Genomic DNA, 23696 nt, shown 5'->3' with positions numbered 1-23696 from the left:
GGCCCCCGGCGGGGGTCAGCCCGCCAGGGATCGGAAGGCCTCCCGCGCCAGCTGCGCGGTCTCGCTGGGGGTCTTGCCGACCTTGACGCCGGCGGCCTCCAGGGCCTCCTTCTTCGCCTGGGCGGTGCCGGCGGAGCCGGAGACGATGGCGCCGGCGTGGCCCATCGTCTTGCCCTCGGGAGCGGTGAAGCCGGCGACGTAGCCGATGACGGGCTTGGTGACGTTGGCCTCGATGAACTTCGCCGCGCGCTCCTCGGCGTCGCCGCCGATCTCGCCGATCATGACGATGACGTCGGTGCCGGGGTCGTCCTGGAACGCCTGCAGGGCGTCGATGTGCGTGGTGCCGATGACGGGGTCGCCGCCGATGCCCACGGCGGAGGAGAACCCGATGTCGGCGAGCTCGTACATCATCTGGTACGTCAGCGTGCCGGACTTCGAGACCAGCCCGATGCGCCCGGGCGGGGTGATGTCGGCGGGGATGATGCCCGCGTTGGACTCGCCGGGGCTGATCAGGCCGGGGCAGTTCGGGCCGATGAGGCGCACGCCCTCCGTGGCGGCGGCGTGCGCGTAGAACTCGGCGGTGTCGTGCACCGGCACGCCCTCGGTGATGACCACGACGAGCGGGGTGCCGGCGTCGATGGCCTCCATCGCCGCCGCCTTGGTGAACTTCGCCGGGACGAAGACCACCGAGACGTCCGCGCCGGTGGCCTCGCGGGCCTCGGCGACGGTGCCGAAGACGGGCACCTGCACGGGCGAGCCGTCCGCGCCGGTGAAGTCCACGCTCTGCCCGGCCTTGCTGGGGTTCACGCCGCCGACCACCTTCGTGCCGGAGGCGAGCATCCGCTGGGTGTGCTTGCGGCCCTCGGAACCGGTCATCCCCTGCACGATGACCCTGCTGTCGGAGGTCAGGAAGATCGCCATCGCTCAGGCCTTTCCGCTCGCGGCGAGCCGGGCGGCCTCGTCGGCCGCCCCGTCCATGGTGTCGACGACGGTGACCAGCGGGTGGTCCGCCTCGGCGAGGATGCGCCGGCCCTCCTCGACGTTGTTGCCGTCCAGGCGCACCACGAGGGGCTTGGTGGCCTCGTCGCCGAGGATGCCCAGCGCGGAGACGATGCCCTTGGCGACCTCGTCGCAGGCGGTGATGCCGCCGAAGACGTTGACGAACACGCTCTTCACCTGCGGGTCGCCCAGGATGACGTCGAGGCCGTTGGCCATGACCTGCGCCGAGGCGCCGCCGCCGATGTCGAGGAAGTTGGCGGGCTTGACCCCGCCGTGCGCCTCGCCGGCGTACGCGACGACGTCCAGGGTGCTCATGACCAGCCCTGCGCCGTTGCCGATGATGCCGACCTCGCCGTCGAGCTTGACGTAGTTGAGGTTCAGCTCCTTCGCCTTCGCCTCCAGCGGGTCGGCCGCGGCGGCGTCGACCAGCGCGGCGTGCTCGGGGTGGCGGAAGTCGGCGTTCTCGTCGAGCGTCACCTTGCCGTCGAGGGCGACGACCGCGCCGTCCTCGGTGCGCACGAGCGGGTTGACCTCGACCAGCGTGGCGTCCTCGGCGGTGAACACGCCCCACAGCTTCTGCACGACGTCGGCGACCTGCTCGCGCAGCTCGGGCGCGAAACCGGCCTTCTCGACGATCTCGGCGGCCTTCGCGGCGTCGATGCCGGTCAGCGCGTCCACCGGCACGCGGGCCAGCGCCTCGGGGCGCTCGACGGCCAGCTGCTCGATCTCCATCCCCCCCTCGACGCTGGCCATGGCCAGGTAGGTGCGGTTGGAGCGGTCCAGCAGCACGGAGAAGTAGAACTCCTCGGCGATCCGCGCCCCCTGGGCGATCATCACCTGGTGGACCGTGTGGCCCTTGATGTCCATGCCGAGGATCTCGCGGGCCCGCTCGGCGGCCTCCTCGGGCGAGTGCGCGAGCTTCACGCCCCCGGCCTTGCCGCGCCCGCCGGTCTTCACCTGCGCCTTGACGACCACGGTGCCCCCGCCCATCGCCTCGGCGGCGGCCCGGGCCTCCTCGGGGGTGGTCGCGACCCTGCCGTCCAGGACGGGTACGCCGTGCGCCGCGAACAGGTCGCGCGCCTGGTACTCGAAGAGGTCCACCAGTCTTCCTCGTCTTCGTCGTCGGAGGGTGTCGTGCCGCTGCCGGGGCCGCCGGCACCGTCCCGCGGGGCGCCCGCGCCGGCGAGCACCGGGCTCCCAGCACCCTAGTGCTCCCGCGGCGACCCTTCCCGGTGGGCCCGCGGCGGGCGGGTCGCGGCGGGCGGGTCGCGGCCGCGCGCGGCGCGGGTGGCAGCATGCCCGGCGTGATCGACGGGCACCCCCTCGACGCCCCGGTGTGGACCTCCCTGACCGGCGCGCACCGCCACCTCGCCGAGGGCGGCGGGCTGGCCCGACGCTACCCGGTGGACGTCTCGCCGTTCTGCGCGCTGGCCGACGCCGCCGACCCGCGCGCCTGGGCGGACCTGCGCGCGCTGGCCGGGGCGGGCGCCACGGCGCTGGTGCCGGGGCTGGCGCTCGCGCCGCCGGCGGGCGCGCGGGTGGTGCGCGACCTCGCGGGGGTGCAGCTGGTGGCCACGCCGCGGCTGCGCGCGGAACCGGACCCGGAGGCGGTGGTGCTCGGCGAGGCGGACGTGCCCGAGGCGCTGGCGCTGGTCGAGCGCACCCGGCCGGGCCCGTTCGAGCGGCGCACCCGGCTGCTGGGCACCTACCTGGGCGTGCGCGACGGCGACGGGCGGCTGGTGGCGATGGCCGGCGAGCGCCTGCACCCGCCGGGGTTCACCGAGATCAGCGCGGTGTGCACCGACCCGGCCGCGCGCGGGCGGGGCCTGGCCAGCCGGCTGGTGCGGGCGGTGGCCGCCGGCGTCCTCGCCCGCGGGGAGACCCCGTTCCTGCACGCGGCCGCCGACAACCCGGCGGTGGGGCTGTACGAGGCGCTGGGCTTCGAGCTGCGCCGCCGCATCGGGTTCGTGCAGGTCGAGCTGCCCTAGCCCCGGCGCGGGCGTACGGTCCCGGCGTGGCCCGCTTCGTCGAGGTGCACCCGCGCGACCCGCAGCCGCGGGCCCTGGCCCAGCTCGTCGCGCTGCTGCGCGAGGACGCCCTGATCGCCTACCCCACCGACTCCTGCTACGCGCTGGGCTGCCGGCTGGACAGCCGCACCGGCGCCGAGCGCATCCGGCGCATCCGCCGCCTCGACGAGCGACACCACTTCACGCTCGTGTGCGCCGACTTCGCGCAGCTCGGGCAGTTCGTGCACCTGGACAACGCGGCGTTCCGGGCGGTGAAGGCCGCCACCCCGGCGCCGTACACGTTCATCCTCCCCGCCACCGGCGAGGTGCCCAAGCGGTTCGCGCACCCGCGCAAGCGCACGGTCGGCGTGCGCATCCCGGACCACCCGTTCGTGCGGGCGCTGCTGCGCGAGCTGGGCGAGCCGCTGCTGTCGAGCACGCTGCTGCTGCCCGGGCACGACGAGCCGCCCACGGACGCGTGGAGCGTCAAGGAGGAGCTGGACCACGTCGTCGAGGCCGTCGTCGACGCCGGGGAGGTCGGGACCACCCCCACCACGGTCGTGGACCTCACCGGCGGCGCGCCCGAGGTCGTGCGCGAGGGCGCCGGGGACCCGGACCGCTTCCGCTGACGGGCCCGCGCGCCGCCGCCCCGCTCCCGGCGGACCGGGGCGGGGCGGTGGGCTCGTGCGGTGGGCCGGTGGGGTGCGGTGGGGTGGGTTCAGCCGGTGAACAGGCGCGAGACGCGCACGAGCGTCTCGACGACCCCGTACACCAGGGGCACGCCCACCAGGGTCCAGCCGAACGCCACGCGCCCGGTGGACGAGCGCGCCGGTGCGCCCGCGGTGCCGCCGCCCGCGCCTCGGCTGCCGCCCGCCGCCGGGCCGTGCTGCGCCGCGGTGCTCACGAGGTGCTCCTCTCCTGGCGCGGGGCCCGGGGCTCCGCGGTGGGCTCGGCCGGCGCGCCGGCGGCCGGCTCGTGGAAGCGGTCGGCCACCGGCCGCACCAGCAGGTTGGCGACGAACCCGACGGCCAGCAGCGCCACCATCGTCAGCAGGGCCGGGCGGTACGCCGCCGCGGTCAGGGTGCCCGGGTCGCCCTGGGAGTCCAGGAACCCGTTGACGATGAGCGGGCCGACGACGCCGGCGGTGGACCACGCGGTCAGCAGGCGGCCGTGGATCGCGCCGACCTGGAAGGTGCCGAACAGGTCGCGCAGGTACGCCGGGACGGTGGCGAAACCGCCGCCGTAGAAGGACAGGATGACCGCGGCCAGCAGGATGAACAGCGCGGTGCTGGTCTGCCCGAACAGCGCCAGCAGCGCGTACGCCACCAGCCCCACGCCCAGGTAGAGCACGTAGATCGGCTTGCGGCCGATGACGTCGGAGGTCGAGGACCACACGAAGCGGCCGGCCATGTTCGCCATCGACAGCAGCCCGACGAACCCGCCGGCGGCGGCCACGGCCACCGCGGAGGTGCCGTCGGCGCCGCGGAAGAAGTCCTGGATCATCGGCGCGGCCTGCTCCAGGATGCCGATGCCGGCGGTGACGTTGCAGAAGAGCACCACCCACAGCAGCCAGAACTGCGGGGTGCGGATCGCGTTGCGCGCCGAGACGCTGGCGGTGGTCACCAGCGACTTCGAGCGCACCGAGGCCGGGTCGAAGCCGTCCGGGCGCCAGCCGTCCGCGGGCACCCGCACGGTCGCCGCGCCGAAGGACATGAACAGCGCGTAGACGATCGCGAAGGTGAGGAACAGCAGCGCCACGGCCGAGCCGCTGGGCACGCTGCCGGCCACCGCGGAGTCGTAGTCCGCGTCGTACAGGCCCAGCAGGCGGTTGGACAGCGGGCTGGCCACCAGGGCGCCGCCGCCGAAGCCCATGATGGCCATGCCGGTGGCCAGGCCCGGGCGGTCCGGGAACCACTTGATGAGCGTGGAGACCGGCGAGATGTAGCCGATGCCCAGGCCGATGCCGCCGATGACGCCGTAGCCCAGGTACAGCAGCCACAGCTGGGAGGTGGCGATGCCCAGGGCGCCGACGAGGAACCCGGTGACCCAGAAGACCGCCGAGGTGGCCATCGCCTTGCGCGGGCCGTTGCGGTCCACCCAGGTGCCCGCCACGGCGGCCGACAGCCCGAGCATGACGATGGCGATGGAGAACACCACGCCGATCTCGGTGTTGCCGACGCCGAAGTGCTGCACGAGGGCGTTCTTGTAGACGCTGGTGGCGTAGACCTGGCCGATGCACAGGTGCACCGCCAGGGCCGCCGGCGGCACGAGCCAGCGGTTGAAGCCGGGCGGCGCGATGCTGCGCCTCCGGTCGAGCAGAGGGACCACGGGTCGCTCCTTCGCGTGCGGTGGGTCGACCACCGTAGGGCGGGGTGGGGCACCCGGCCACCGCGACGCGCCCACCCGGGTGAGGGGTCGCGGTTCGCCGCGCGCCCGCGCGGGTACCTGCGCGGTGAGCCCGGTCCGCGGGCGCACGACACGAGGAGGTCCCGCCGTGCAGTGGTACCCGCTGCGCCTGAGCGCGCCAGTCCAGCAGCACTTGTTCGGTGGACGCGCCATCGCCGAGGTGCTCGGGCGCGAGGGGCTGCCCGACGGCCGCGTCGCCGAGACGTGGGAGGTCAGCGACGTGGACGGGCGGGTGGGCAGCGTGCTGGAGGGCCCGCTGGCCGGCACGCCGCTGCGCGACCTGGTGCGCGAGCACCCCGAGGAGCTGGTGGGCCCGGGCTTCTCCGGCCCGCGCTTCCCGGTGCTGACGAAGTTCATCGACGGGCACGGCGCCCTGCCGGTGCACGTGCACGCCGACGACGGTGCCACCGCGCTGGTGGGGGTGCGCGCCGGCGTCACCCTGGAGCGGCTGCGCGAGGCGCTGCTGGCGCAGGAGTGGGACGCCGTGCTGGAGCGGGTGCCCGTCGCGGCCGGCGACACCCTCTACGTGCCCGCCGGCACGATCCACTCCTTCGGCCCGGGCACCCTGGTCTACGAGGTGCAGCAGACCTCCGACGTGCTCCAGCACGCGATGGCGCGCGAGATGTCCGACGGCTCGCCGGTGCCGGAGGAGCGGCGGCGCGCCAACGTCGAGGCCCTGCTGCGCCAGACGCACCTGGACGCGCGCGTGGCCGTCACCGACTCCACGGTGCCCGCCGACGACGACGGCGTGCGCCGGGCGCTGTGCTGCGAGGGCCCCTACTTCGTCCTGCACCGCTGGCGCAGCGGGCACCCGGTGCGGGTGGAGCGGGCGTTCACCACCGCGCAGGTGCTCAGCAACGTCGGGCCGGCGCCGGTGCGGGTGCGCGCCGGCGGGTGGGACGGCGAGCTGGGGCGGGCGAGCTCGCTGCTGCTGCCGGCCGCGCTGGGCGGCGTGGAGGTGGAGGCCGGCGAGGGCGGCCTGGACGTGCTGTGGAGCCACCTGCCCGGCTGAGGCGAGCGGGTGGGGCGACGGGGCGGGGCGACGGGTGGGGCGGGCGGCGCGGCGGCCGCCCGCGCCTCAGACCCGCGAGACCCGCGGGGCCGCCAGGGCCAGCCGGTCGCGCCCGGAGCCCTTGGCGCGGTAGAGGGCGGCGTCGGCCTCGCGCAGCAGCTCCTCGAACGAGGCCGCCGGCGCCGGGCCGGCGCTGGTGGCCACGCCCACGCTGACCGAGACGGTGGCGCCCTCACCGCACCCCGGGTGGGGCAGCGCCGCGGCGCGCACCCGCGCCAGGACGCGCTCGGCCACGCGCACGGCGCCCTCCACGCCGGTGTCGGGCAGGACGACGGCGAACTCCTCCCCGCCGAAGCGGGCGACCACGTCGTCGTCGCGGCTGACGGCGGTGCTGATGCAGGCGGCCACCGCGCGCAGGCAGGCGTCCCCGGCCAGGTGCCCGGCGGAGTCGTTGTAGAGCTTGAAGCGGTCCACGTCGCACACGAGCACGCTCAGCGGCTCGCCGGTGCGCCGGTGCCGGCACCACGCCCGGCGCAGGGCGTCGTCGAAGGCGGGCCGGTTGCGCACGCCGGTCAGGCCGTCGACGAGCAGCGCCTCCTGCAGCCGCTGGTTGGCGCGGGTCAGCTCCTCCTGCGCCAGGCGGCGGGTGCGCACCTCCGCGCGCAGCTGGGCGGTGCGCTCGGCCACGAGGCGCTCGAGCTCGGCGGCGCGCGCGCGGGCGTCGCGGTGGCGCTGCAGCGCCTCCAGGGCGCTGGTGAGGTCGCGCTGCAGGGCCTGGCCGGTGTAGCGGTCCAGCTGCTCCTGCTCGTACACGAGCAGCCCCTGCTCGCGCCCGTCGAGCACGAGCAGCCGCACCACGAGGGTGACGCGCCCCAGCGCCTCGCGCCGGTGGCGCGGCAGCAGCTCCTGCGCGGGGTAGGGCTCGTCGCCGGGTCCCGGCGCCGGCGCGCCGGAGCAGAAGACGAGCCGGGCCAGGCCGTCCTCGACGAGGGCCAGGTGGGCGCGGCGCACCGCGACGCGCGGCAGGTAGGCGGCCAGCTCGCCGGCCAGCTCCTCCACGCCGGTCACCTGCGCCAGGCCGTGCTTGAGCTCGAGCAGGTGGTGGGTGGTCTGCAGGCCGGCCTTGGTGCCGCGCAGCAGGGCGGCGGAGACGCCGCGCTCGACCTCGTGCTCGACCTCGCGCACGGCGGCGGCCACCACCGGGTCGTCCGCGGGCACGCCCAGCCCGGCCACCGAGGCGGCGACCACGCGCCGCCACCACGCCTGCTCGGGGCGCTCGCGCACCAGCTCCTCCAGCGCGCTCGCGCCGGCCGTCGCGGCCGCCCCGGGGGCCGTGCGCGCGGCGGGCACCGCCCGGACGGCCGGGGCGGGCACGGCGCGCTGCAGGCGGGCCAGCACGGCGGCGCGGGCGCGGCGGGCCAGGTCGCCGTCGGGCAGCGCGGTGCTGGCGGGGACGGGCAGGGCGCCGGGCGCGCGGTCGGTGGAGCCGCGCACGACGAGCTCGCACGAGGTGCGCACCCGGTCGGGGACCTCCTCGCCCGCCAGCAGGGCCAGCACCAGCCGGCCGGCCTGCTCGCCCTGGCGCTGCAGCTGGGGGTCCACGGTGGTCAGCGGCACCTCGGCGGTGGCCGCGGCGGGGGTGTCGTCGAAGCCGACGACGGCCACGTCCTGCGGCACACGCCGCCCCAGCGTGGCCAGCGCGTCCAGGGCGCCCAGGGCCATCTCGTCGTTGGCGGCGAAGACGGCGTCGGCGTCGGGGGCGGCGCGCAGGGCGTCCAGGGCGCGCCGGTAGGCGGTGTCGCGGTGGTAGTCGGCCCGCACGAGCGGCGACGGGGGCAGACCGGCGGCGGCCACCACCCCGGCGAAGGCCTCCTCGCGCTCGGCGGAGTCGACGCTGTCGAGCGGGCCGGCCAGCACCAGCGGGCGGCGGCGGCCGCCGGCGAGCAGGTGCGCGGCCGCGGCGGAGGCGCCGTCGGCGTTGTCGCAGCTGACGTCGGGCACACCGGGCACGCGGCTGCCGAGGGTGACCACCGGCAGGCCGCCGGCCTGGCGCACCAGGTGGCGCACATCCGCCGAGCCGGTGGTGCGGTCCACGACGGCGGTGACGACGAGGGCGTCGACGGACCCGGCGCGCACGAGGCGCTCCAGCCAGGGGCGCGGGTGGTCGGAGGGCGCCGGGTGCACCAGCAGCAGCAGGGAGGCGCCGGCGGGGGCGAGGACGGACTCCAGGCCGCGCACGACGGGCAGCGCGAAGTCCTCGACCCGGTTGACCACCAGGCCCACCCGCGCACCGCGCACGCCCGTCACCCCGCCCACCCCCTCCACGACCCCCGGCGGCCGCGGCCCTGCGTCGCGGCGTCGACCCCCTGCATCGGCACGCCGGTGCGCGCACCTGAACAGGTTCGGGCGCGCTCACCCGGCCGCCGCGCGGCGACCGGCCCGGCGGCCCGGCTCAGGAGCCTGCCACGGGCCACCGACAACGGCGCGGGAGCACCGCGGCGCGCTCGGGGGGTGCGCTCAGGGGGTGTGCTCCGCCTCGAAGCCGTCCGCGCCGGCGCTGATGCGCCAGACCCGCACGTCCTTGCCGCCCGGGTCGCCGCGCTTCTCGTGGAAGCGCACCGCGCCGTCCACGACGCGCCCCACGCCGGCGACCTCGTGGACCTCCGCGCCGTGGGTCAGGCGCAGGGAGGTCTCCCCGGCGAAGTCCTCCAGCGCGCTCGGGGCGCGCCCGCCGACCCGCTCGACGGCGTACCTGCGCCCGGAGACGACGGTCCCCGCGCTCGACTCGCTCATGCCTGCTCCTGCCCGGGCCGGGGACCCCGCGCCGGTGCGCGGCGCGGTGCGCTGACGCCGCCGAGTCTGCGCGACGGCACCGCCGGTGGGCCAGGGGCGCGGCTGGCGGTCCCCTGCCGAGCGGCTAGAGCTTCTCCACCGGCGCGTAGCGCAGCAGCAGGCGCTTGGTGCCCTCGCCGCGGAAGTCCACGTGCGCGACGGTGCGGTCGCCCTCGCCCTCCAGGCGCACCACGGTGCCCAGGCCGAAGGAGTCGTGGGTGACGCGGTCGCCGGGGGCCAGGCTGACCACCGGGCGGCTGCCGGCGGAGCGGGCCACCGGCCGCGACGGAGCGCGCAGCGGCGAGGACGAGGAGGTGGCCGTCGCGAACGCGGCCTCCCCGCGCCGCCAGTGGAGCAGGTCGGCGGGCACGTCGTCGAGGAAGCGGCTGGCCGGGTACTGCTGCGGGGCGCCCCAGGCGCTGCGCACCGCCGAGCGCGACAGGTACAGCCGCTCGCGCGCGCGGGTCAGGCCCACGTACGCCAGGCGGCGCTCCTCGGCGAGCTGGTCGGGGTCGCCCAGGGAGCGCTGGTGCGGGAACGTGCCGTCCTCCATGCCGGTGAGGAAGACGACGGGGAACTCCAGGCCCTTGGCGGTGTGCAGCGTCATCAGGGTGACCACGCCGCTGCCGTCCTCCTCCTCGGGGATCTGGTCGGCGTCGGCGACGAGGGAGACGCGCTCGAGGAAGTCCGACAGGGTGCCGTCGGGGTCGGCGTCGGAGAACTCCTCGGCCACCGCGACGAGCTCGGCGAGGTTCTCCACGCGCGACTCGTCCTGCGGGTCGCCGCTGGCGCGCAGCTCGGCGAGGTAGCCGGTCTGCTCCAGGACCGCCTCGAGCACCACCGCCGGGGAGGCGCCGGACTCGGCCAGGGTGCGCAGGTCGGCGACGAGCTGGGCGAAGCCGCGCACGGCGTTCAGGGAGCGCGCCACCAGCCCGACGGCCTCTCCCGCGCGCTCCAGCGCCTGCCCGAAGGGGATGCGCTCGCGCTCGGCGAACACGGCCAGCGCGGCCTCGGCGCGCTCGCCGATGCCGCGCTTGGGCACGTTGAGAACGCGGCGCAGGTTCACGGTGTCGTCGGGGTTGTCCAGCACGCGCAGGTAGGCGATGGCGTCCTTGACCTCGCGGCGCTCGTAGAAGCGGGTGCCGCCGACCACCTTGTACGGCAGGCCGGTGCGGATGAAGACCTCCTCCAGCGCGCGGGACTGCGCGTTGGTGCGGTAGAAGACCGCGACGTCGCCGTAGCGCACGCCGGCCTCGTCGTGCAGGCGGTCGACCTCGTCGGCGACGAACTGCGCCTCGCCGTGCTCGTCGTCGGCGACGTAGCCGACGATCTTCTCGCCCTGCCCCGAGGAGGTCCACAGGTTCTTGGCGCGGCGGTCGGTGTTGACCGCGATGACCTGGTTGGCCGCGGACAGGATGGTCTGGGTGGAGCGGTAGTTCTGCTCCAGCAGCACCGTGCGCGCGTCCGGGTAGTCCTGCTCGAACTCGGTGATGTTGCGGATCGTGGCGCCGCGGAAGGCGTAGATCGACTGGTCGGCGTCGCCGACGACGGTCAGCTCGGCCGGCGGCACCGCCAGGCCGTGCTCGCCGCGGGCGGCGGCCTCGCTGACGGAGCCGCCCACCAGCTCGCGCACCAGCACGTACTGCGCGTGGTTGGTGTCCTGGTACTCGTCGACGAGGACGTGCCGGAAGCGGCGGCGGTAGTGCTCGGCGACGGCGGGGAACGCCTGCAGCAGGTGGACGGTGGACATGATGAGGTCGTCGAAGTCCACGGCGTGCGCCTGGCGCAGCCGCTGCTGGTAGGAGCGGTACACCTGCGCCACGACGCGCTCGGTGGCGTTGCCGTCCTCGGAGTGGGCCCGCTCCCAGTACGCCTCCTCGTCCACCAGCTCGTTCTTCAGGGTGGAGACCATCGAGGCGAGCGCGCGGGGCGCGTGCTTCTTGGGGTCCAGCTCCAGCTCGCGCGCCACCATCGTCATCAGGCGCAGGGAGTCGGCGGAGTCGTAGATGGAGAACGACGAGCGCATCCCCAGCGTGGCCGCCTCGCGGCGCAGGATGCGCACGCACGCGGAGTGGAAGGTGGACACCCACATGCTGCGCGCGCCCACGCCCACCACGTCCCCGGCCAGGGAGGCGACGCGCTCGCGCATCTCGGCGGCGGCCTTGTTGGTGAAGGTGATGGCCAGCACCTGCCCGGGGGTGGCGCCGCGCTCGGCCAGCAGGTAGGCGATGCGGTGGGCGAGCACGCGGGTCTTGCCCGAGCCGGCGCCGGCCACGATGAGCAGCGGCGAGCCGGCGTGCACGACGGCCTCGCGCTGCTGCGGGTTCAGCCCGGCCAGCAGCTCGGCGCCGCGGCCGGCGGGCGAGCCGGCGCCGGCCGCGGCGGGCGCGCCGGGGCGCGGGGCGGGCTCGCCCGGGCCGCCGAGGGGCAGGTCGTCGAACAGCGTGCTCATCGCGCCCCAGGGTAGGCCCGCGCACCGACGTCCCCGGCTCGCGCGGTGCGCCGCGGCGCGGTGCACTGGACCCGACGGCGCACGGGGCCGGACCACGGCGGTCCAGGACCGACCGTCCTGGTCCGCAGTGGTCTACGCTGGTCCGGTGCACCGCCCGACGCGCGAGCAGATCGACGAGGAGATCCTCGACACCGCCGCGGCCCTCTTCGCCCGCCACGGCGTCGAGCACACCTCCGTGCAGCGCGTCGCCGACGCCACCGGCTACTCCAAGACCGGCCTGCTGCACCGCTTCCCCACCAAGGAGGCGCTGGCCGAGGCGGCACTGGCGCGCACCCTGGCGCACGTGCGCCGCCTGGCCGGCGAGGCCACCGCCACCGCACCGGGACCGGCGCGCGACCGGGCCCTGGTGGCCTCGCTGGCCGACCTCGCCCTGGCCCGGCCGGGCTTCACCTCGCTGGCCCTCTCGAGCGTCAGCGGCGGCGCGCACGCGCACACCGCCCAGCTGCAGGAGCTCGCCGGCGTCCTCTTCGAGGCCTTCGCCGCCGGTCCCGGCGCCGGCGCCGAGCGCACCGTGCGGCTGACCGCGGCCCTCGGGGGTCTGGCCACCGCCGCGCTCGCCTGCCGCGGGGAGCTGCCCGCCGAGGTCGTGCACCCCCTGCTCGTCGCCACCGCCGTCGACGCCCTCGGCCACCGCGCCGACGCCCCGCCCCCCACCGGCGCCGGTCCCGGCGCCTGAAGAACCGAGGAGAGGAACCCCGTGGCCACCTTCCTGCACCGCCTGGGACTGGGGGCGGTGCGCCACCGCCTCGCCGTCCTGGGCGTCTGGGTGCTCGTCCTGCTCGGCGCCGGCGTCGGCGCCGCGACGCTGTCCGGCTCCACCGTCAACACGTTCGAGATCCCCGGGCAGGAGTCCACCACGGCGCTGCGCCTGATCGACGAGCGCTTCGGCGGGGGCGCCACCGGCTCCAGCGCGCAGGTCGTCCTGCAGGCCCCGGACGGCGAGCAGATCACCTCCCCGGACAACGCCGTGGCCCTGGCGCAGGTGGTCGCCGAGCTGCAGCAGCTCGACGGGGTCGCCGCCGCCACCGACCCGCTGGACCCGCAGGCGCCCACCGTCTCCCCCGACCAGCGCGCCGCCTACAGCACCGTCACCTACGCCGAGCGCGCCCCGGAGATCACCGACGCCCAGCGCGAGGAGCTGCTGGCCGTCCTGGACGACGCGCGCGCCGCCGGGCTGGAGGCGGAGGTCACCGGCGAGGCGTCCCAGGCCGTCTCGGAGGTCGGCGGCGCCGCCGAGGCGATCGGCGTGGTGGCCGCCCTGGTGGTGCTCGCCGTCACCTACGGCTCGCTCGTGGCCGCCGGGATGAACCTGCTCACCGCGCTGGTCGGGGTGGCCACCGGCGTGCTCGGCATCACCGTGCTCACCGGCTTCGTGGACCTGCAGTCCACCACCCCGATCCTGGCGGTGATGCTCGGCCTGGCCGTCGGCATCGACTACGCGCTGTTCATCGTCACCCGCTTCCGGCACGAGCTGCTCGACGGGCGCGACGTGCCCGCGGCGGTCGCGGTCGCGGTCGGCACGGCCGGCTCGGCGGTGCTCACCGCCGGCCTGACGGTCGTCATCGCCCTGGCGGGCCTGTCGGTGGCGGGCATCCCCTTCCTCACCGAGATGGGCCTGGCCGCCGCCGGCACCGTCGTCGTGGCCGTGCTCGTGGCCCTGACCCTGGTGCCGGCCGCGCTCGGCCTGATCGGCACCCGCGCGCTGCCGCGGCGGGCGCGCCGGGCGCCGGCGCAGCGCGGCGGGCAGCACGTGGCGGTGACCGGCCCCGACGGCGGCGGTCGCGGCTTCTTCGGCGGCTGGGCCCGCACCGTCACCCGGCACCGCTGGCCCAGCCTGCTGGCCGCCGCCGTCGCGCTGACCGTCGTCGCCCTGCCGGTGTTCTCCCTGCGCACCACGCTGAACCAGCTGCCCGCCGAGGACAGCACCCAGGCGCGCGCCGCCGAGCTGCTCTCCGAGCGCTTCGGCGCGGGCGTGACCGGCCCGCTGCTCGTCCTCGTCGACGGCACCGGCGCCTACGAGCGCGCCCAGGAGGTGCAGGCGGAGGTCGCCGAGCTGCCCGGCGTGGCGCTGGCCACGCCCGCGCAGCCCAACGCCGAGGGCACCGCCGCGCTGGTCACCGCGATCCCCACCACCGGCCCGGACGACGAGGCCACCCGCGAGCTCGTCGCCGACATCCGCTCCCGCCTGGCCGCCGACCCCGACGACGGCACCCGCGCCTACGTCACGGGGAGCACCGCGGTGAGCGTGGACGTCTCGCAGACCCTCGACGAGGCGCTGCCGGTGTACCTGGTGCTCGTGGTCGGCCTGGCCCTGGTGCTGCTCGTGCTGGTCTTCCGCTCGCTGCTGGTGCCGCTGGTCGGCGTGCTGGGCTTCCTGCTGACCATCGGCTCCGCGCTCGGCGCGACGGTCGCGGTCTTCCAGTGGGGGTGGCTGGCGGACCTGGTCAACTCCGAGGCCACCGGGCCGCTGCTGAGCCTGGCGCCGATCATCGTCGTGGGCATCCTGTTCGGCCTGGCGATGGACTACCAGGTCTTCCTCGTCTCGCGCATGCACGAGGCGCACGCGCACGGGGCCGACCCGGTGGCGGCGGTGCGCACCGGTTTCCGGCAGGCGGCGCCGGTGGTGGTGGCGGCCGCGGCGATCATGTTCGCGGTCTTCGCCGGCTTCGTGCCCGAGGGCGACGCGACCATCAAGCCCATCGCGTTCGCGCTGGCGATCGGCATCCTCGCCGACGCGGTGGTGGTGCGCATGGTGCTCGTGCCCGCCGCGCTGGCCCTGCTGGGCCGCTCGGCGTGGTGGCTGCCGCGCTGGCTGCGCTGGCTGCCCTCCCTGGACGTGGAGGGCACCGCCCTGGAGCGCCGCGTCGAGCGCGCGGAGGACGCCCGGGTGTGAGGCGGCTCACGCGGGGCGCCCGGAATCGCCGGGCGCCCCGCGCGCTTGGAACGGGAGGTCGCCCCGGTACGTGTCCCCGGGCCTCACCACCAGCCGCTGCGAGCGGCCCTTCGCCGCGAGGCGACCGTCGGGGCGACCACCTCCTCGACGCAGGGCCACCCGGGTCCCCGGGTGGCCCTGCGTCGTCCCCGGGCCCCCCGCGCCGGCGGGCGGCGCGCGAGCGCGTCCTCAGGAGGACCAGAGCGCGCTGAGCAGGTCGGGCGGTCCCGGCGCGCCGCAGTGGAAGCCCTGCAGGTGGTGGCAGCCGGCCGCGAGCGCCGCGGCCGCCTGCTCGGGCGTCTCGACGCCCACCGCGGTCACGCGCAGGCCCAGGCTCGCGGCGACGGCGACCACGGCGTCCACCAGGGCCCGGCGGCGCGCGTGCGGGCCGGGCCCGGCGGTCAGGCCCGCGGTGAGGCCGGCGTCGATCTTGGCCGTGCCCAGCGGCAGCTCGACCAGGCCCGCCAGGGAGGAGCGGCCGGCGCCGAAGCCGTCCACGGACAGCGGGTGCCCGCGCCGCTGCAGCTCGTGCAGGGCGGGCGGGACGCGCGGGTCGCCCAGGCACTCCTCGCGCAGCTCCAGGCCGAGCTGCTCCGCGTGCAGGCGGTTCCTGCGCAGCGCGCTCGCCAGCGCCGCCGCCAGGCCCGGGTCGGCCAGCTCGGCGGTGCTGAGGTTGACGTGGGCGCTGCCCGGGGCGCCCGCGCCCAGCTCGCGCTGCCAGCGCCCCAGCTGGGCGCTCGCCTGCTCGAGCACCCACCGGCCCGTGCCGACGATCGAGCCGCCGGCGGCGGCGAGGCCGACGAAGCGCGCGGCGGGCAGCAGCCCGTGCCGCGGGTGCTGCCAGCGCAGCAGCGCCTCGACCGCGTGCACGGCCCCCGACGGTTCCAGGACCGGCTGGTAGTGCACCCGCAGCTCCCCGCGGTCCAGGGCGCCGGCCAGCTCGCGCTGCAGCCGGCCCACCGCGCGGGGCGCCGGGTCCGGGCCGGCGGGCCCGCCCCGCCCGGCGTGCTTGACCCGGTACATCGCCGCGTCGGCGTCGGCCAGCAGCTCGTCGGCGTCGCGGTGCGCGCCGCTGAGCGCGACGCCGATGCTGGCGCGCACCACCAGGTCGGTGCCGCCCACCGGCACCGGCCGCGCCAGCTCGCGGCGCAGGCGGTCGGTCAGGGCGCGGACGTGCTCGTCCAGCTCGAACGGCCCGGCCCGCGGCAGGTCCTCGCACACCACGACGAACTCGTCGCCGGCCAGGCGCGCCAGGGTGTCTCGCCGGCGCAGCGCGCCGCTCATCCGGGCGGCCACGGTGGCCAGCACGGTGTCGCCGGCGGCGTGGCCGTGGATGTCGTTGACGGCCTTGAAGCCGTCCAGGTCGATGAAGAGGACCGCCACGACGCGCCGGTGGCGGCGGGCCGCGGACAGGGCGTGCTCGAGGCGGTCGAAGAGCAGCGCCCGGTTGGGCAGCCCGGTCAGGGCGTCGTGGGTGCTGCGGTGGGCCAGCTCCAGCTGGGCGCGGCGGGCCCGGTCGCGGTCGTCGGCCATGACGAGGTAGGAGACCGCCACGTGCGCCAGCAGGTGGGCGGTCTCCAGGTCGTGCGCCGACCACGGCCCCGGCCGCAGCCGGTACAGGTCCAGCACGCCCCAGGTGCGCCCGCGGGCGGTCAGCGGCACCGCCAGCACCGCCCCGAGCCCGACCTGGCGGGCTGTGACCGTGAACTCCGGCCACGCCGTCCGCTGCGGGTCGGCGAGGTCGTCGACCACGACGTCGGCGCAGCTGAGCACCGCGTCGCGGCAGGGCCCCTCCTGCACGAGCTGCTGCACGCGCTCGACGGCGTCGACCGCCTCCCGGTCGGCGTGCACGAAGCGCACCGAGCCGTCCTCGACGATCATCACGCCGGTGCCGTCGACCGCGAGGTGCTGCGCGGCGACACCGGCCAGGCGCCGCAGCAGGTCGTCGGCGCTGAACTGCTCGGTGGCCGCGGCCGCCAGCTCCGCCACGGCCTGCACCAGGCTGCGGTCGCGCGCGGCTGCGCCGCCGCTCGCGGGGGCGGCCCGCACGCGGGGCCGGGCACGCAGCGTCGGGTTCTCCACGGCAGGCTCCGCTCGCCGGGCGGGCCGGGCCGCTCCATGACCCGGGGCACCCACCCTAGCGGGGCGCCGGTGCCCGCGCTCCGGTTCCGGGGCGCGGCGGGACGGTGCGCGCGGGAACGGGTCCGGCGCCCGGACGGCGCCCGGACGGGGGGGGGGGGGGGGGGGGGGGGGGGGGGGGGGGGGGGGGGGGGGGGGGGGGGGGGGGGGGGGGGGGGGGGGGGGGGGGGGGGGGGGGGGGGGGGGGGGGGTGGGGTCGGTCGGGTCGGGGGGGTGGGGCGCGGTGGGGGGGGGCCCCGCGCCGCGGGCGGGCCCCCCCCCCCCCCCCCCCCCCACCTCGCCCGCGCGCGCGGACGGCGCCAGGACCAGGACGCTGGGGCCGGCGCCGGAGACGACGGCCGCCAGCCCCCGCTCGCGCAGCAGGTGCAGCAGGGCCGCGGTGCGCGGCATGGCCGGGCCGCGCTGGTCCTGGTGCAGGCGCTCGACGGTGGCGTCGAGCAGCAGGTCCGGTGCGCTGGTCACCGCGTGCACGAGCAGCCCGGCGCGCCCGGCGGTCAGGGCCGCGTCCGCGTGCGGCACCGCGGCCGGCAGCAGGGCCCGCGCGCGGGAGGTGGCCAGCTCCTCGTCCGGCACGCACACCACCGCCCGCACGTCCGGGTGCACCGGCAGGCGCACCGAGCGCACCGCCTCGGGGTGGGTGGGGTCGTCGCCGCGGGTCCAGGCGATGGTGAAGCCGCCGAAGACGGCGGGCGCGGCGTTGTCCGGGTGGCCCTCGCGCCGGCAGGCGCCCAGCAGCAGCCGCTCGCGCACCGCGGGCTCCGGCTCCGGCGCGCCGCCGGCGGCCTCGAGCAGCCCCTGCGCCGCGGCCAGCCCCGCCACGATGGCCGAGGCCGACGAGCCCAGGCCCCGCCCCTGCGGGATCTCGTTGCGGCAGAACACCTCCAGCCCCGGGGCGGTGCGCCCGGCGGCGGCCAGCGCCTCCTGCAGGACGCGCACGACGAGGTGGCGCGCGTCGGTGGGCAGGCGCCCGGCGCCCTCGCCCTCGACGTGCACGCGCACCCCGGCGGCCACCACGCGCGCGCGCACCTCGTCGTGCAGGTCCAGGGCCAGGCCGAAGGCGTCGAAGCCGGGGCCGAGGTTGGCGCTGGTGGCGGGCACGCGCACGGTCGCCGACGCGCCCGCGGGCAGGGCGGTCGGGGCGGTGGCGGTGCCGGGGCGGGTGGTGGCGGGGGTGCCGGGGGCGGCGCTCACGTCGGGCGGGCCCTCAGGCCTCGAGGTCGAGGGCGCGCGCGATGGTCACCGCGTCCGGCTGCACCCGCACGGGCTCCACGGCCCGGCGGCCGCCGTCGGCGGCGGTGCCGCCGGCCAGCTCCAGCGCCCACTGCGGGTCCTTCAGGCCGTGGCCGGTCACCGTGACGACGATGGTCTGCCCCTCCTCGACCTCACCGGCCTCGCGGGCGGCGAGCAGGCCGGCCACGCCGGCGGCGGAGGCGGGCTCGACGAAGACGCCCTCCTTCGCCGAGAGCCAGCGGTGGGCGGCGAGGATCTGCTCGTCGGTGACGGCGTCGATGCGCCCGCCGGAGTCGTCGCGCGCGGTGGTCGCCCCGGTCCAGGACGCGGGGTGGCCGATGCGGATGGCGGTGGCGACGGTCTCGGGGTCGTCGACCGGGTGCCCGAGCACCAGCGGCGCCGCGCCGGCGGCCTGGAAGCCCCACATGCGCGGGCGCTTGGCGGCCACGCCGTCGGCCGCGTACTCGCAGTAGCCCTTCCAGTACGCGGTGATGTTGCCGGCGTTGCCGACGGGCAGGGCGTGGATGTCCGGGGCGTCGCCCAGGACGTCGACGACCTCGAAGGCGCCGGTCTTCTGGCCCTCGATGCGGTACGGGTTCACGGAGTTGACCAGCTCGACGGGGTACGCCTCGGCGAGCTTGCGCGCCTGGGTGAGGCAGTCGTCGAAGTTGCCGTCGACCTGCAGCAGCGTGGCGCCGTGGGCCACGGCCTGCGACAGCTTGCCCAGGGCGATCTTGCCGTCCGGCACGAGCACGGCGCAGCGGATGCCCGCGGCGGTGGCGTAGGCGGCCGCCGAGGCGGAGGTGTTGCCGGTGGAGGCGCAGATCACGACCTCCGCGCCGGCCTCCTTGGCCTTGCTCATGGCCATCGTCATGCCGCGGTCCTTGAAGGACGCGGTGGGGTTGCAGCCCTCGACCTTGAGGTAGACGCGCCCGCGGAGGAGCTCGGACAGGTGCCGCGCGGGCACCAGCGGCGTGCCGCCCTCGCCCAGCGTCACCACCGGGGTGTCCTCGGTGACCGGCAGCCGGTCGCGGTACTCCTCGATCAGGCCACGCCACACGTGCGCCATCAGGCGACGCCCCCCTTCGCCTCGACGCCCTCCACGCGCAGCACGCCCGCCACCGAGTCCACGATCTCCAGGCCCTCCAGCTCGTCCACCGTCGCGGCCAGCGCCGCGTCGGGCGCGCTGTGCGTCACCACGACGAGCACCGCGCGCCCCCGCCCACCGGCACCGGCCGGCTCCTGCCGCTGCTGCACGGCCTCGATCGAGACGCCGTGGGCGGCGAAGACCCCCGCCACCTGCGCCAGCACGCCGGGGCGGTCGGCCACGTCCAGCCGCACGTGGTAGCGCGTGACGGTCTCGTCCATGGGCAGCACGGGCAGGTCCGCGTAGGCGGACTCCCCCGGCCCGCGCCCGCCGGCCACCCGGTGCCGGGCCACGGCCACGACGTCGCCGAGCACCGCGCTCGCGGTGGGCTGCCCGCCGGCGCCGGGGCCGTAGAACATCAGCTGCCCGGCGGCCTCGGCCTCGACGAAGACGGCGTTGAAGGCGCCGCGCACGCCCGCCAGCGGGTGCTCGCGCGGCAGCATCGCCGGGTGCACCCGCACCGAGACGGCCTCCTCGCCGCCGGGGCCGGTGCCGCGCTCGGCGATGGCCAGCAGCTTCACGACGCAGCCCTGCGCCTGCGCGGCGCGCACGTCGGCGGCGGTGACCTCGGTGATGCCCTCGCGGTGCACCTCGTCCAGGCCGACGCGGGTGTGGAAGGCCAGCGAGGCGAGGATGGCGGCCTTGGCCGCGGCGTCGAAGCCCTCGACGTCGGCGGTGGGGTCGGCCTCGGCGTAGCCGAGCGCCTGGGCCTGCTCGACGGCCTCGGCGAAGCCCACGCCCGCGCTGTCCATCTGGTCCAGGACGTAGTTGGTGGTGCCGTTGACGATGCCGAGCACGCGGGTGACGCGGTCGCCGGCCAGCGACTCGCGCAGCGGGCGCAGCAGCGGGATCGCCCCGGCCACGGAGGCCTCGTAGTAGAGGTCCACGCCGTGCTTGGCGGCCGCCTCGTACAGGGCCGGGCCGTCGGCGGCCAGCAGCGCCTTGTTGGCCGTGACGACGGAGGCGCCGTGCTCCAGGGCGCGCAGCATCAGGGTGCGCGCCGGCTCCAGGCCGCCGATGACCTCCACGACGACGTCGGCGCGCGCGACCAGCCCGGCGGCGTCGGTGGTGAACAGGGACGGGTCCACCGGCAGGCCGCGCTCGCGCCCGGCGCGCCGCACGGCGATGCCGGTCAGCTCCAGCGGGGCGCCCACCCGCGCGGCCAGCTCGTCGGCCTGCGTCGTCAGCAGCCGCGCCACCTCGGTGCCGACCACCCCGCACCCCAGCAACGCGACCTTCACCGGCTCCACCGCGACCGTCCCTCCACGAACCCGCTCCCCTGCTCGCCCCGGCGGGGCCCCCGACACCCTCTCACCTGCCCGCGCGCGCGTGCGCCACCCGCCCTCAGCCCGCGTCGAGCGCCAGCAGGTCCTCGGGCGTCTCGCGCCGCACGAGCACCGTGGAGGCGCCCTCGCGCACGGAGACCACGGCCGGGCGCGGCAGCTGGTTGTAGTTGCTGGCCATGCTGCGGCAGTAGGCGCCCGTGCCGGGCACGGCCAGCAGGTCGCCCGCGCCGGCGTCGGCCGGCAGGAACTCGTCCTTGACGACGACGTCGCCGCTCTCGCAGTGCTTGCCCACCACGCGCGAGAGCACGCCGGGGGCCGTGGAGGCGCGCGAGGCGAGCGTGGCGGAGTAGTCCGCGTCGTACAGGGCGGTGCGGACGTTGTCGCTCATGCCGCCGTCGACGGAGACGTAGCGCCGGCGCACGCCCGCGTCGAGCTGGACGTCCTTGGTGGTGCCGACCTCGTAGAGGGTGAAGGTGCTCGGCGCGGCGATCGCCCGGCCCGGCTCGACGGAGATGCGCGGCACCGCGATGCCCTGCGCCAGGCACTCGCGCGCGACGATCTCGGCCAGGCGCCCGGCGATCTCCTGCGGCGGCAGCGGGTCGTGCTCGGAGGTGTAGGCCACGCCGAAGCCGCCGCCGAGGTCCATCTCGGGCAGCGTCGCGCCGTGCTCGCGCTCGACGGTGCGCTGCAGGCCCAGCAGGCGCCGGGCGGAGACCTCGAAACCGCCCATGTCGAAGATCTGCGAGCCGATGTGGCTGTGCAGCCCCGTCAGGCGCAGCTCCGGGCGCGCCAGCACGCGCACGACGGCGGCCTCGGCGGCGCCCCCGGCCAGCGACAGGCCGAACTTCTGGTCCTCGTGGGCGGTGGCGATGTAGGAGTGCGTGTGCGCCTCCACGCCGACGGTCACGCGCAGCATCACCGGCGCCACGACGCCCAGGGAGCGCGCCACGTCGGCGACGGTGTCGATCTCCTGCAGGTTGTCGACGACCACGCGCCCCACGCCCGCGCGCAGCGCCTTCTCGATCTCCCCGCGCGACTTGTTGTTGCCGTGCACCACGATCCGCGCGCCCGGCACCCCGCCGCGCAGGCCCAGCTCCAGCTCGCCCGCGGAGGCGGCGTCCAGCCCGAGGCCGTCCTCGGCCAGCCAGCGGGCCACGCCGGTGGCGATGAAGGACTTCGCCGCGTAGTAGACGTCGGCGCCCCCGCACAGCTCGGCGAACGCGTCGGCGAAGGCGTCGCGGAACGCGGTGGCGCGCGCGCGGAAGTCGACCTCGTCGAGGACGAACAGCGGGGTCCCGTGCTCGGCGGCGAGGTCGGCGACGCTGACGCCGCCCACGCGCAGCGCGCCGTCGGCCCCGCGCTCGACGGTGCGCGCCCAGAGCTGCGGCAGCAGCTCGTTGACGTCGGCGGGGGCGTTGAGCCAGCCGGGCACGATCGCGATGGACGAGGAACCCGGGGCGTGCAGCTGCCCGGCCTCGTGGGTGCGCGCCACTACATGCGCTCCGGGGCGGAGACGCCCAGCAGCGCCAGGCCGTTGGCCAGCACCTGCCGGGTGGCGTCGTTGACCCACAGGCGGGTGCGGTGCACGTCGGTGACCTCCTCGCCGGCGCGCGGGGTGACCCGGCAGGCGTCGTAGAACTTGTGGAACCGGCCCGCCAGCTCCTCGAGGTAGCGCGCCACGCGGTGCGGCTCGCGCAGCTCGCCGGCGCGAGCGACGACGGAGGGGAACTCCGCCAGCGCCGCCAGCAGCAGCGACTCCGTCTCGTCGGTCAGCAGCACGGGGTCGAAGGCGTCCTCGCGGCGCACCCCGGCGGCGGCGGCGTTGACCGCGACGTTCGCGGTGCGCGCGTGCGCGTACTGCACGTAGTAGACGGGGTTGTCGTTGCTGCGCTTGAGGAGCAGGTCCAGGTCGATGTCGATGGAGGTGTCCACCGAGGAGCGCACCAGCGAGTACCGGGCGGCGTCGACGCCGACCTGCTCGACGAGGTCCTCCAGCGTCACCACGGTGCCCGCGCGCTTGCTCATGCGCACCGGCACGCCGTTCCTGAGCAGCCTGACCAGCTGCCCGATGAGGATCTCCAGGTTCACGCCCGGGGTGTCCCCGAACGCCGCGCACATCGCCATCATCCGGCCGACGTAGCCGTGGTGGTCCGCGCCGAGCATGAGCACGCAGCGCTCGAAGCCGCGCTCGCGCTTGTCGAGGTAGTACGCCAGGTCGCCGGAGATGTACGCCGGCTGCCCGTCGGACTTGACGACGACGCGGTCCTTGTCGTCGCCGAAGTCGCTGGTGCGCAGCCACGTCGCGCCGTCGGCCTCGTAGACGCGCCCCAGCTCGCGCAGGCGCGCCACGGCCCGCTCGACCGCGCCGGAGGTGTGCAGGGAGTCCTCGTGGAAGTAGACGTCGAACTCGACGCCGAAGTCCGCCAGGCTCTTCCTGATCTCCGTGAACATCAGCTCGACGCCCTCGCGGCGGAACGCCTCCTGCTGCTCCTCGCGCGGCAGCTCGAGCAGGCCGGGCACCCGGGCCAGGACCTGCTGCGCGATGTCGCCGATGTACGCGCCGCCGTAGCCGTCCTCGGGGGTCGGCTCGCCGTGCGCGGCGGCCAGCAGCGAGCGGGCGAAGCGGTCGATCTGCGCGCCGTGGTCGTTGAAGTAGTACTCGCGCGTCACCTCGGCGCCCGCGGCGGTGAGGATGCGCGCCAGGGAGTCGCCCACGGCGGCCCAGCGGGTGCCGCCCAGGTGGATGGGGCCGGTGGGGTTGGCGGAGACGAACTCCAGGTTGACCTTCTCGCCGGTGGGCTCGGCCGCGGTGCCGTACGCGGCGCCGGCCTCCACGACCGCGCGCGCCAGCTCACCGGCGGCGGCGGCGTCGAGGGTGACGTTGAGGAACCCGGGACCGGCGATGTCCACGGCCCGCACCCCGGGCACGGCCAGCAGGCGCTGCTGCAGCACCGTGGCCACCTCCCGCGGCGGGCGGGCGGCCCTCTTGGCCAGCTGCAGGGCGACGCTGGTCGCCCAGTCGCCGTGGTCGCGGTTCTTGGGGCGCTCCACGCGGACCTCGGCCGGCACGTCGGCGGGGTCGAGGGACAGCTCACCGGCCTGCACGGCCGAGGTCAGAGCGTCCCGCAGGGCGGTGGAGAGCTCGGCGGGGGTCACGGGGGTCGATCCTACCGGCGCGCACCACCCGCCCCGCCT

17 protein-coding genes are annotated in these 23696 nt (G+C 76.7%); 5 read left to right on the top strand and 12 right to left on the bottom strand.

The genetic code is table 11. From position 1 onward, the window contains the following. Positions 1 to 15: 15 nt before the first annotated feature. Together sucD and sucC are read right to left on the bottom strand one after the other, a co-directional pair. Positions 16 to 921, bottom strand: a complete 906-nt coding sequence (sucD, locus tag ACRYMN_RS00485; protein ID WP_432490872.1) for a succinate--CoA ligase subunit alpha — start codon at positions 919 to 921, stop codon at positions 16 to 18. A gap of 3 nt (positions 922 to 924) precedes the next feature. Next, positions 925 to 2100: an ADP-forming succinate--CoA ligase subunit beta gene (gene sucC / locus ACRYMN_RS00480; RefSeq protein WP_432490871.1), complete on the bottom strand. Its 1176-nt coding sequence runs from the start codon at positions 2098 to 2100 to the stop codon at positions 925 to 927. Positions 2101 to 2294: 194 nt separating this feature from the next. Here sucC and ACRYMN_RS00475 point away from each other — a divergent pair, with 194 nt between their 5' ends. Together ACRYMN_RS00475 and ACRYMN_RS00470 are read left to right on the top strand one after the other, a co-directional pair. Continuing rightward, complete coding sequence (locus ACRYMN_RS00475) at positions 2295 to 2987, top strand: GNAT family N-acetyltransferase (RefSeq protein WP_432490870.1); 693 nt, start codon at positions 2295 to 2297, stop codon at positions 2985 to 2987. Positions 2988 to 3013: 26 nt separating this feature from the next. After that, a complete protein-coding gene (locus ACRYMN_RS00470) occupies positions 3014 to 3634 on the top strand; it encodes an L-threonylcarbamoyladenylate synthase (RefSeq protein WP_432490869.1) in 621 nt (206 codons plus the stop codon). A gap of 89 nt (positions 3635 to 3723) precedes the next feature. Here the strand turns inward: ACRYMN_RS00470 and ACRYMN_RS00465 are convergent, their stop codons facing one another. Continuing rightward, positions 3724 to 3909, bottom strand: a complete 186-nt coding sequence (locus ACRYMN_RS00465) for an MFS transporter small subunit (protein ID WP_432490868.1) — start codon at positions 3907 to 3909, stop codon at positions 3724 to 3726. Next, positions 3906 to 5333, bottom strand: a complete 1428-nt coding sequence (locus ACRYMN_RS00460; RefSeq protein WP_432490867.1) for an OFA family MFS transporter — start codon at positions 5331 to 5333, stop codon at positions 3906 to 3908. The genes ACRYMN_RS00465 and ACRYMN_RS00460 overlap by 4 nt, the downstream gene beginning before the upstream one ends. Positions 5334 to 5499: 166 nt before the next feature. Here ACRYMN_RS00460 and ACRYMN_RS00455 point away from each other — a divergent pair, with 166 nt between their 5' ends. After that, positions 5500 to 6423, top strand: a complete 924-nt coding sequence (locus tag ACRYMN_RS00455) for a class I mannose-6-phosphate isomerase (RefSeq protein WP_432490866.1) — start codon at positions 5500 to 5502, stop codon at positions 6421 to 6423. Positions 6424 to 6489: 66 nt separating this feature from the next. On the opposite strand, the gene ACRYMN_RS00450 is transcribed toward ACRYMN_RS00455, so the two are convergent. From ACRYMN_RS00450 to pcrA, 3 genes are all read right to left on the bottom strand, one after another. Beyond that, positions 6490 to 8730 carry a diguanylate cyclase gene (locus ACRYMN_RS00450; RefSeq protein WP_432490865.1) on the bottom strand — a complete coding sequence of 747 codons (2241 nt, stop codon included), beginning with the start codon at positions 8728 to 8730 and terminating at the stop codon, positions 6490 to 6492. 210 nt (positions 8731 to 8940) lie between these two features. Beyond that, positions 8941 to 9216 carry a hypothetical protein gene (locus tag ACRYMN_RS00445; RefSeq protein ID WP_432490864.1) on the bottom strand — a complete coding sequence of 92 codons (276 nt, stop codon included), beginning with the start codon at positions 9214 to 9216 and terminating at the stop codon, positions 8941 to 8943. A gap of 124 nt (positions 9217 to 9340) precedes the next feature. After that, complete coding sequence (gene pcrA, locus ACRYMN_RS00440; protein ID WP_432490863.1) at positions 9341 to 11707, bottom strand: DNA helicase PcrA; 2367 nt, start codon at positions 11705 to 11707, stop codon at positions 9341 to 9343. Between the two features lie 145 nt (positions 11708 to 11852). Here pcrA and ACRYMN_RS00435 point away from each other — a divergent pair, with 145 nt between their 5' ends. Both ACRYMN_RS00435 and ACRYMN_RS00430 read left to right on the top strand, forming a co-directional pair. Continuing rightward, on the top strand, positions 11853 to 12443 hold the full coding sequence (locus tag ACRYMN_RS00435) for a TetR/AcrR family transcriptional regulator (RefSeq protein WP_432490862.1): 591 nt from the start codon (positions 11853 to 11855) through the stop codon (positions 12441 to 12443). 21 nt (positions 12444 to 12464) lie between these two features. Beyond that, positions 12465 to 14660: an MMPL family transporter gene (locus ACRYMN_RS00430; protein WP_432490861.1), complete on the top strand. Its 2196-nt coding sequence runs from the start codon at positions 12465 to 12467 to the stop codon at positions 14658 to 14660. 228 nt (positions 14661 to 14888) lie between these two features. On the opposite strand, the gene thrB is transcribed toward ACRYMN_RS00430, so the two are convergent. The 5 genes from thrB to argS all read right to left on the bottom strand — a co-directional run bounded on the left by thrB (position 14889) and on the right by argS (position 23657). Beyond that, entirely contained in the window at positions 14889 to 18029 is a 3141-nt protein-coding gene (gene thrB / locus ACRYMN_RS00425) for a homoserine kinase (RefSeq protein WP_432490860.1), read from the bottom strand. Positions 18030 to 18042: 13 nt separating this feature from the next. Next, positions 18043 to 19137, bottom strand: coding sequence for a threonine synthase (gene thrC / locus ACRYMN_RS00420; RefSeq protein WP_432490859.1), 1095 nt, complete (start codon positions 19135 to 19137; stop codon positions 18043 to 18045). After that, entirely contained in the window at positions 19137 to 20456 is a 1320-nt protein-coding gene (locus ACRYMN_RS00415; protein ID WP_432490858.1) for a homoserine dehydrogenase, read from the bottom strand. Before ACRYMN_RS00415 ends, thrC begins: the two co-directional genes overlap by 1 nt. A gap of 103 nt (positions 20457 to 20559) precedes the next feature. Further along, entirely contained in the window at positions 20560 to 21993 is a 1434-nt protein-coding gene (gene lysA / locus ACRYMN_RS00410) for a diaminopimelate decarboxylase (protein WP_432490857.1), read from the bottom strand. Beyond that, positions 21993 to 23657, bottom strand: a complete 1665-nt coding sequence (gene argS, locus ACRYMN_RS00405; protein WP_432490856.1) for an arginine--tRNA ligase — start codon at positions 23655 to 23657, stop codon at positions 21993 to 21995. Before argS ends, lysA begins: the two co-directional genes overlap by 1 nt. Positions 23658 to 23696: the final 39 nt, after the last annotated feature.

The sequence above is a fragment of the Kineococcus gypseus genome (assembly GCF_050871305.1).
Taxonomy (GTDB): Bacteria; Actinomycetota; Actinomycetes; order Actinomycetales; family Kineococcaceae; genus Kineococcus; species Kineococcus gypseus.
Note: the sequence above shows the minus strand (reverse complement) of the source record. Positions and strands in the feature narration are given on the sequence as shown.

What these genes read in the sequence shown, in the direction of transcription:
- ACRYMN_RS00475 (WP_432490870.1), top strand. Translation starts at nt 2,295, where the DNA reads ATGCCCGGCGTGATCGACGGGCACCCCCTCGACGCCCCGGTGTGGACC.
- ACRYMN_RS00445 (WP_432490864.1), bottom strand. Translation starts at nt 9,216, where the DNA reads ATGAGCGAGTCGAGCGCGGGGACCGTCGTCTCCGGGCGCAGGTACGCC.
- thrC (WP_432490859.1), bottom strand. Translation starts at nt 19,137, where the DNA reads ATGGCGCACGTGTGGCGTGGCCTGATCGAGGAGTACCGCGACCGGCTG.
- sucD (WP_432490872.1), bottom strand. Translation starts at nt 921, where the DNA reads ATGGCGATCTTCCTGACCTCCGACAGCAGGGTCATCGTGCAGGGGATG.
- pcrA (WP_432490863.1), bottom strand. Translation starts at nt 11,707, where the DNA reads ATGAGCACGCTGTTCGACGACCTGCCCCTCGGCGGCCCGGGCGAGCCC.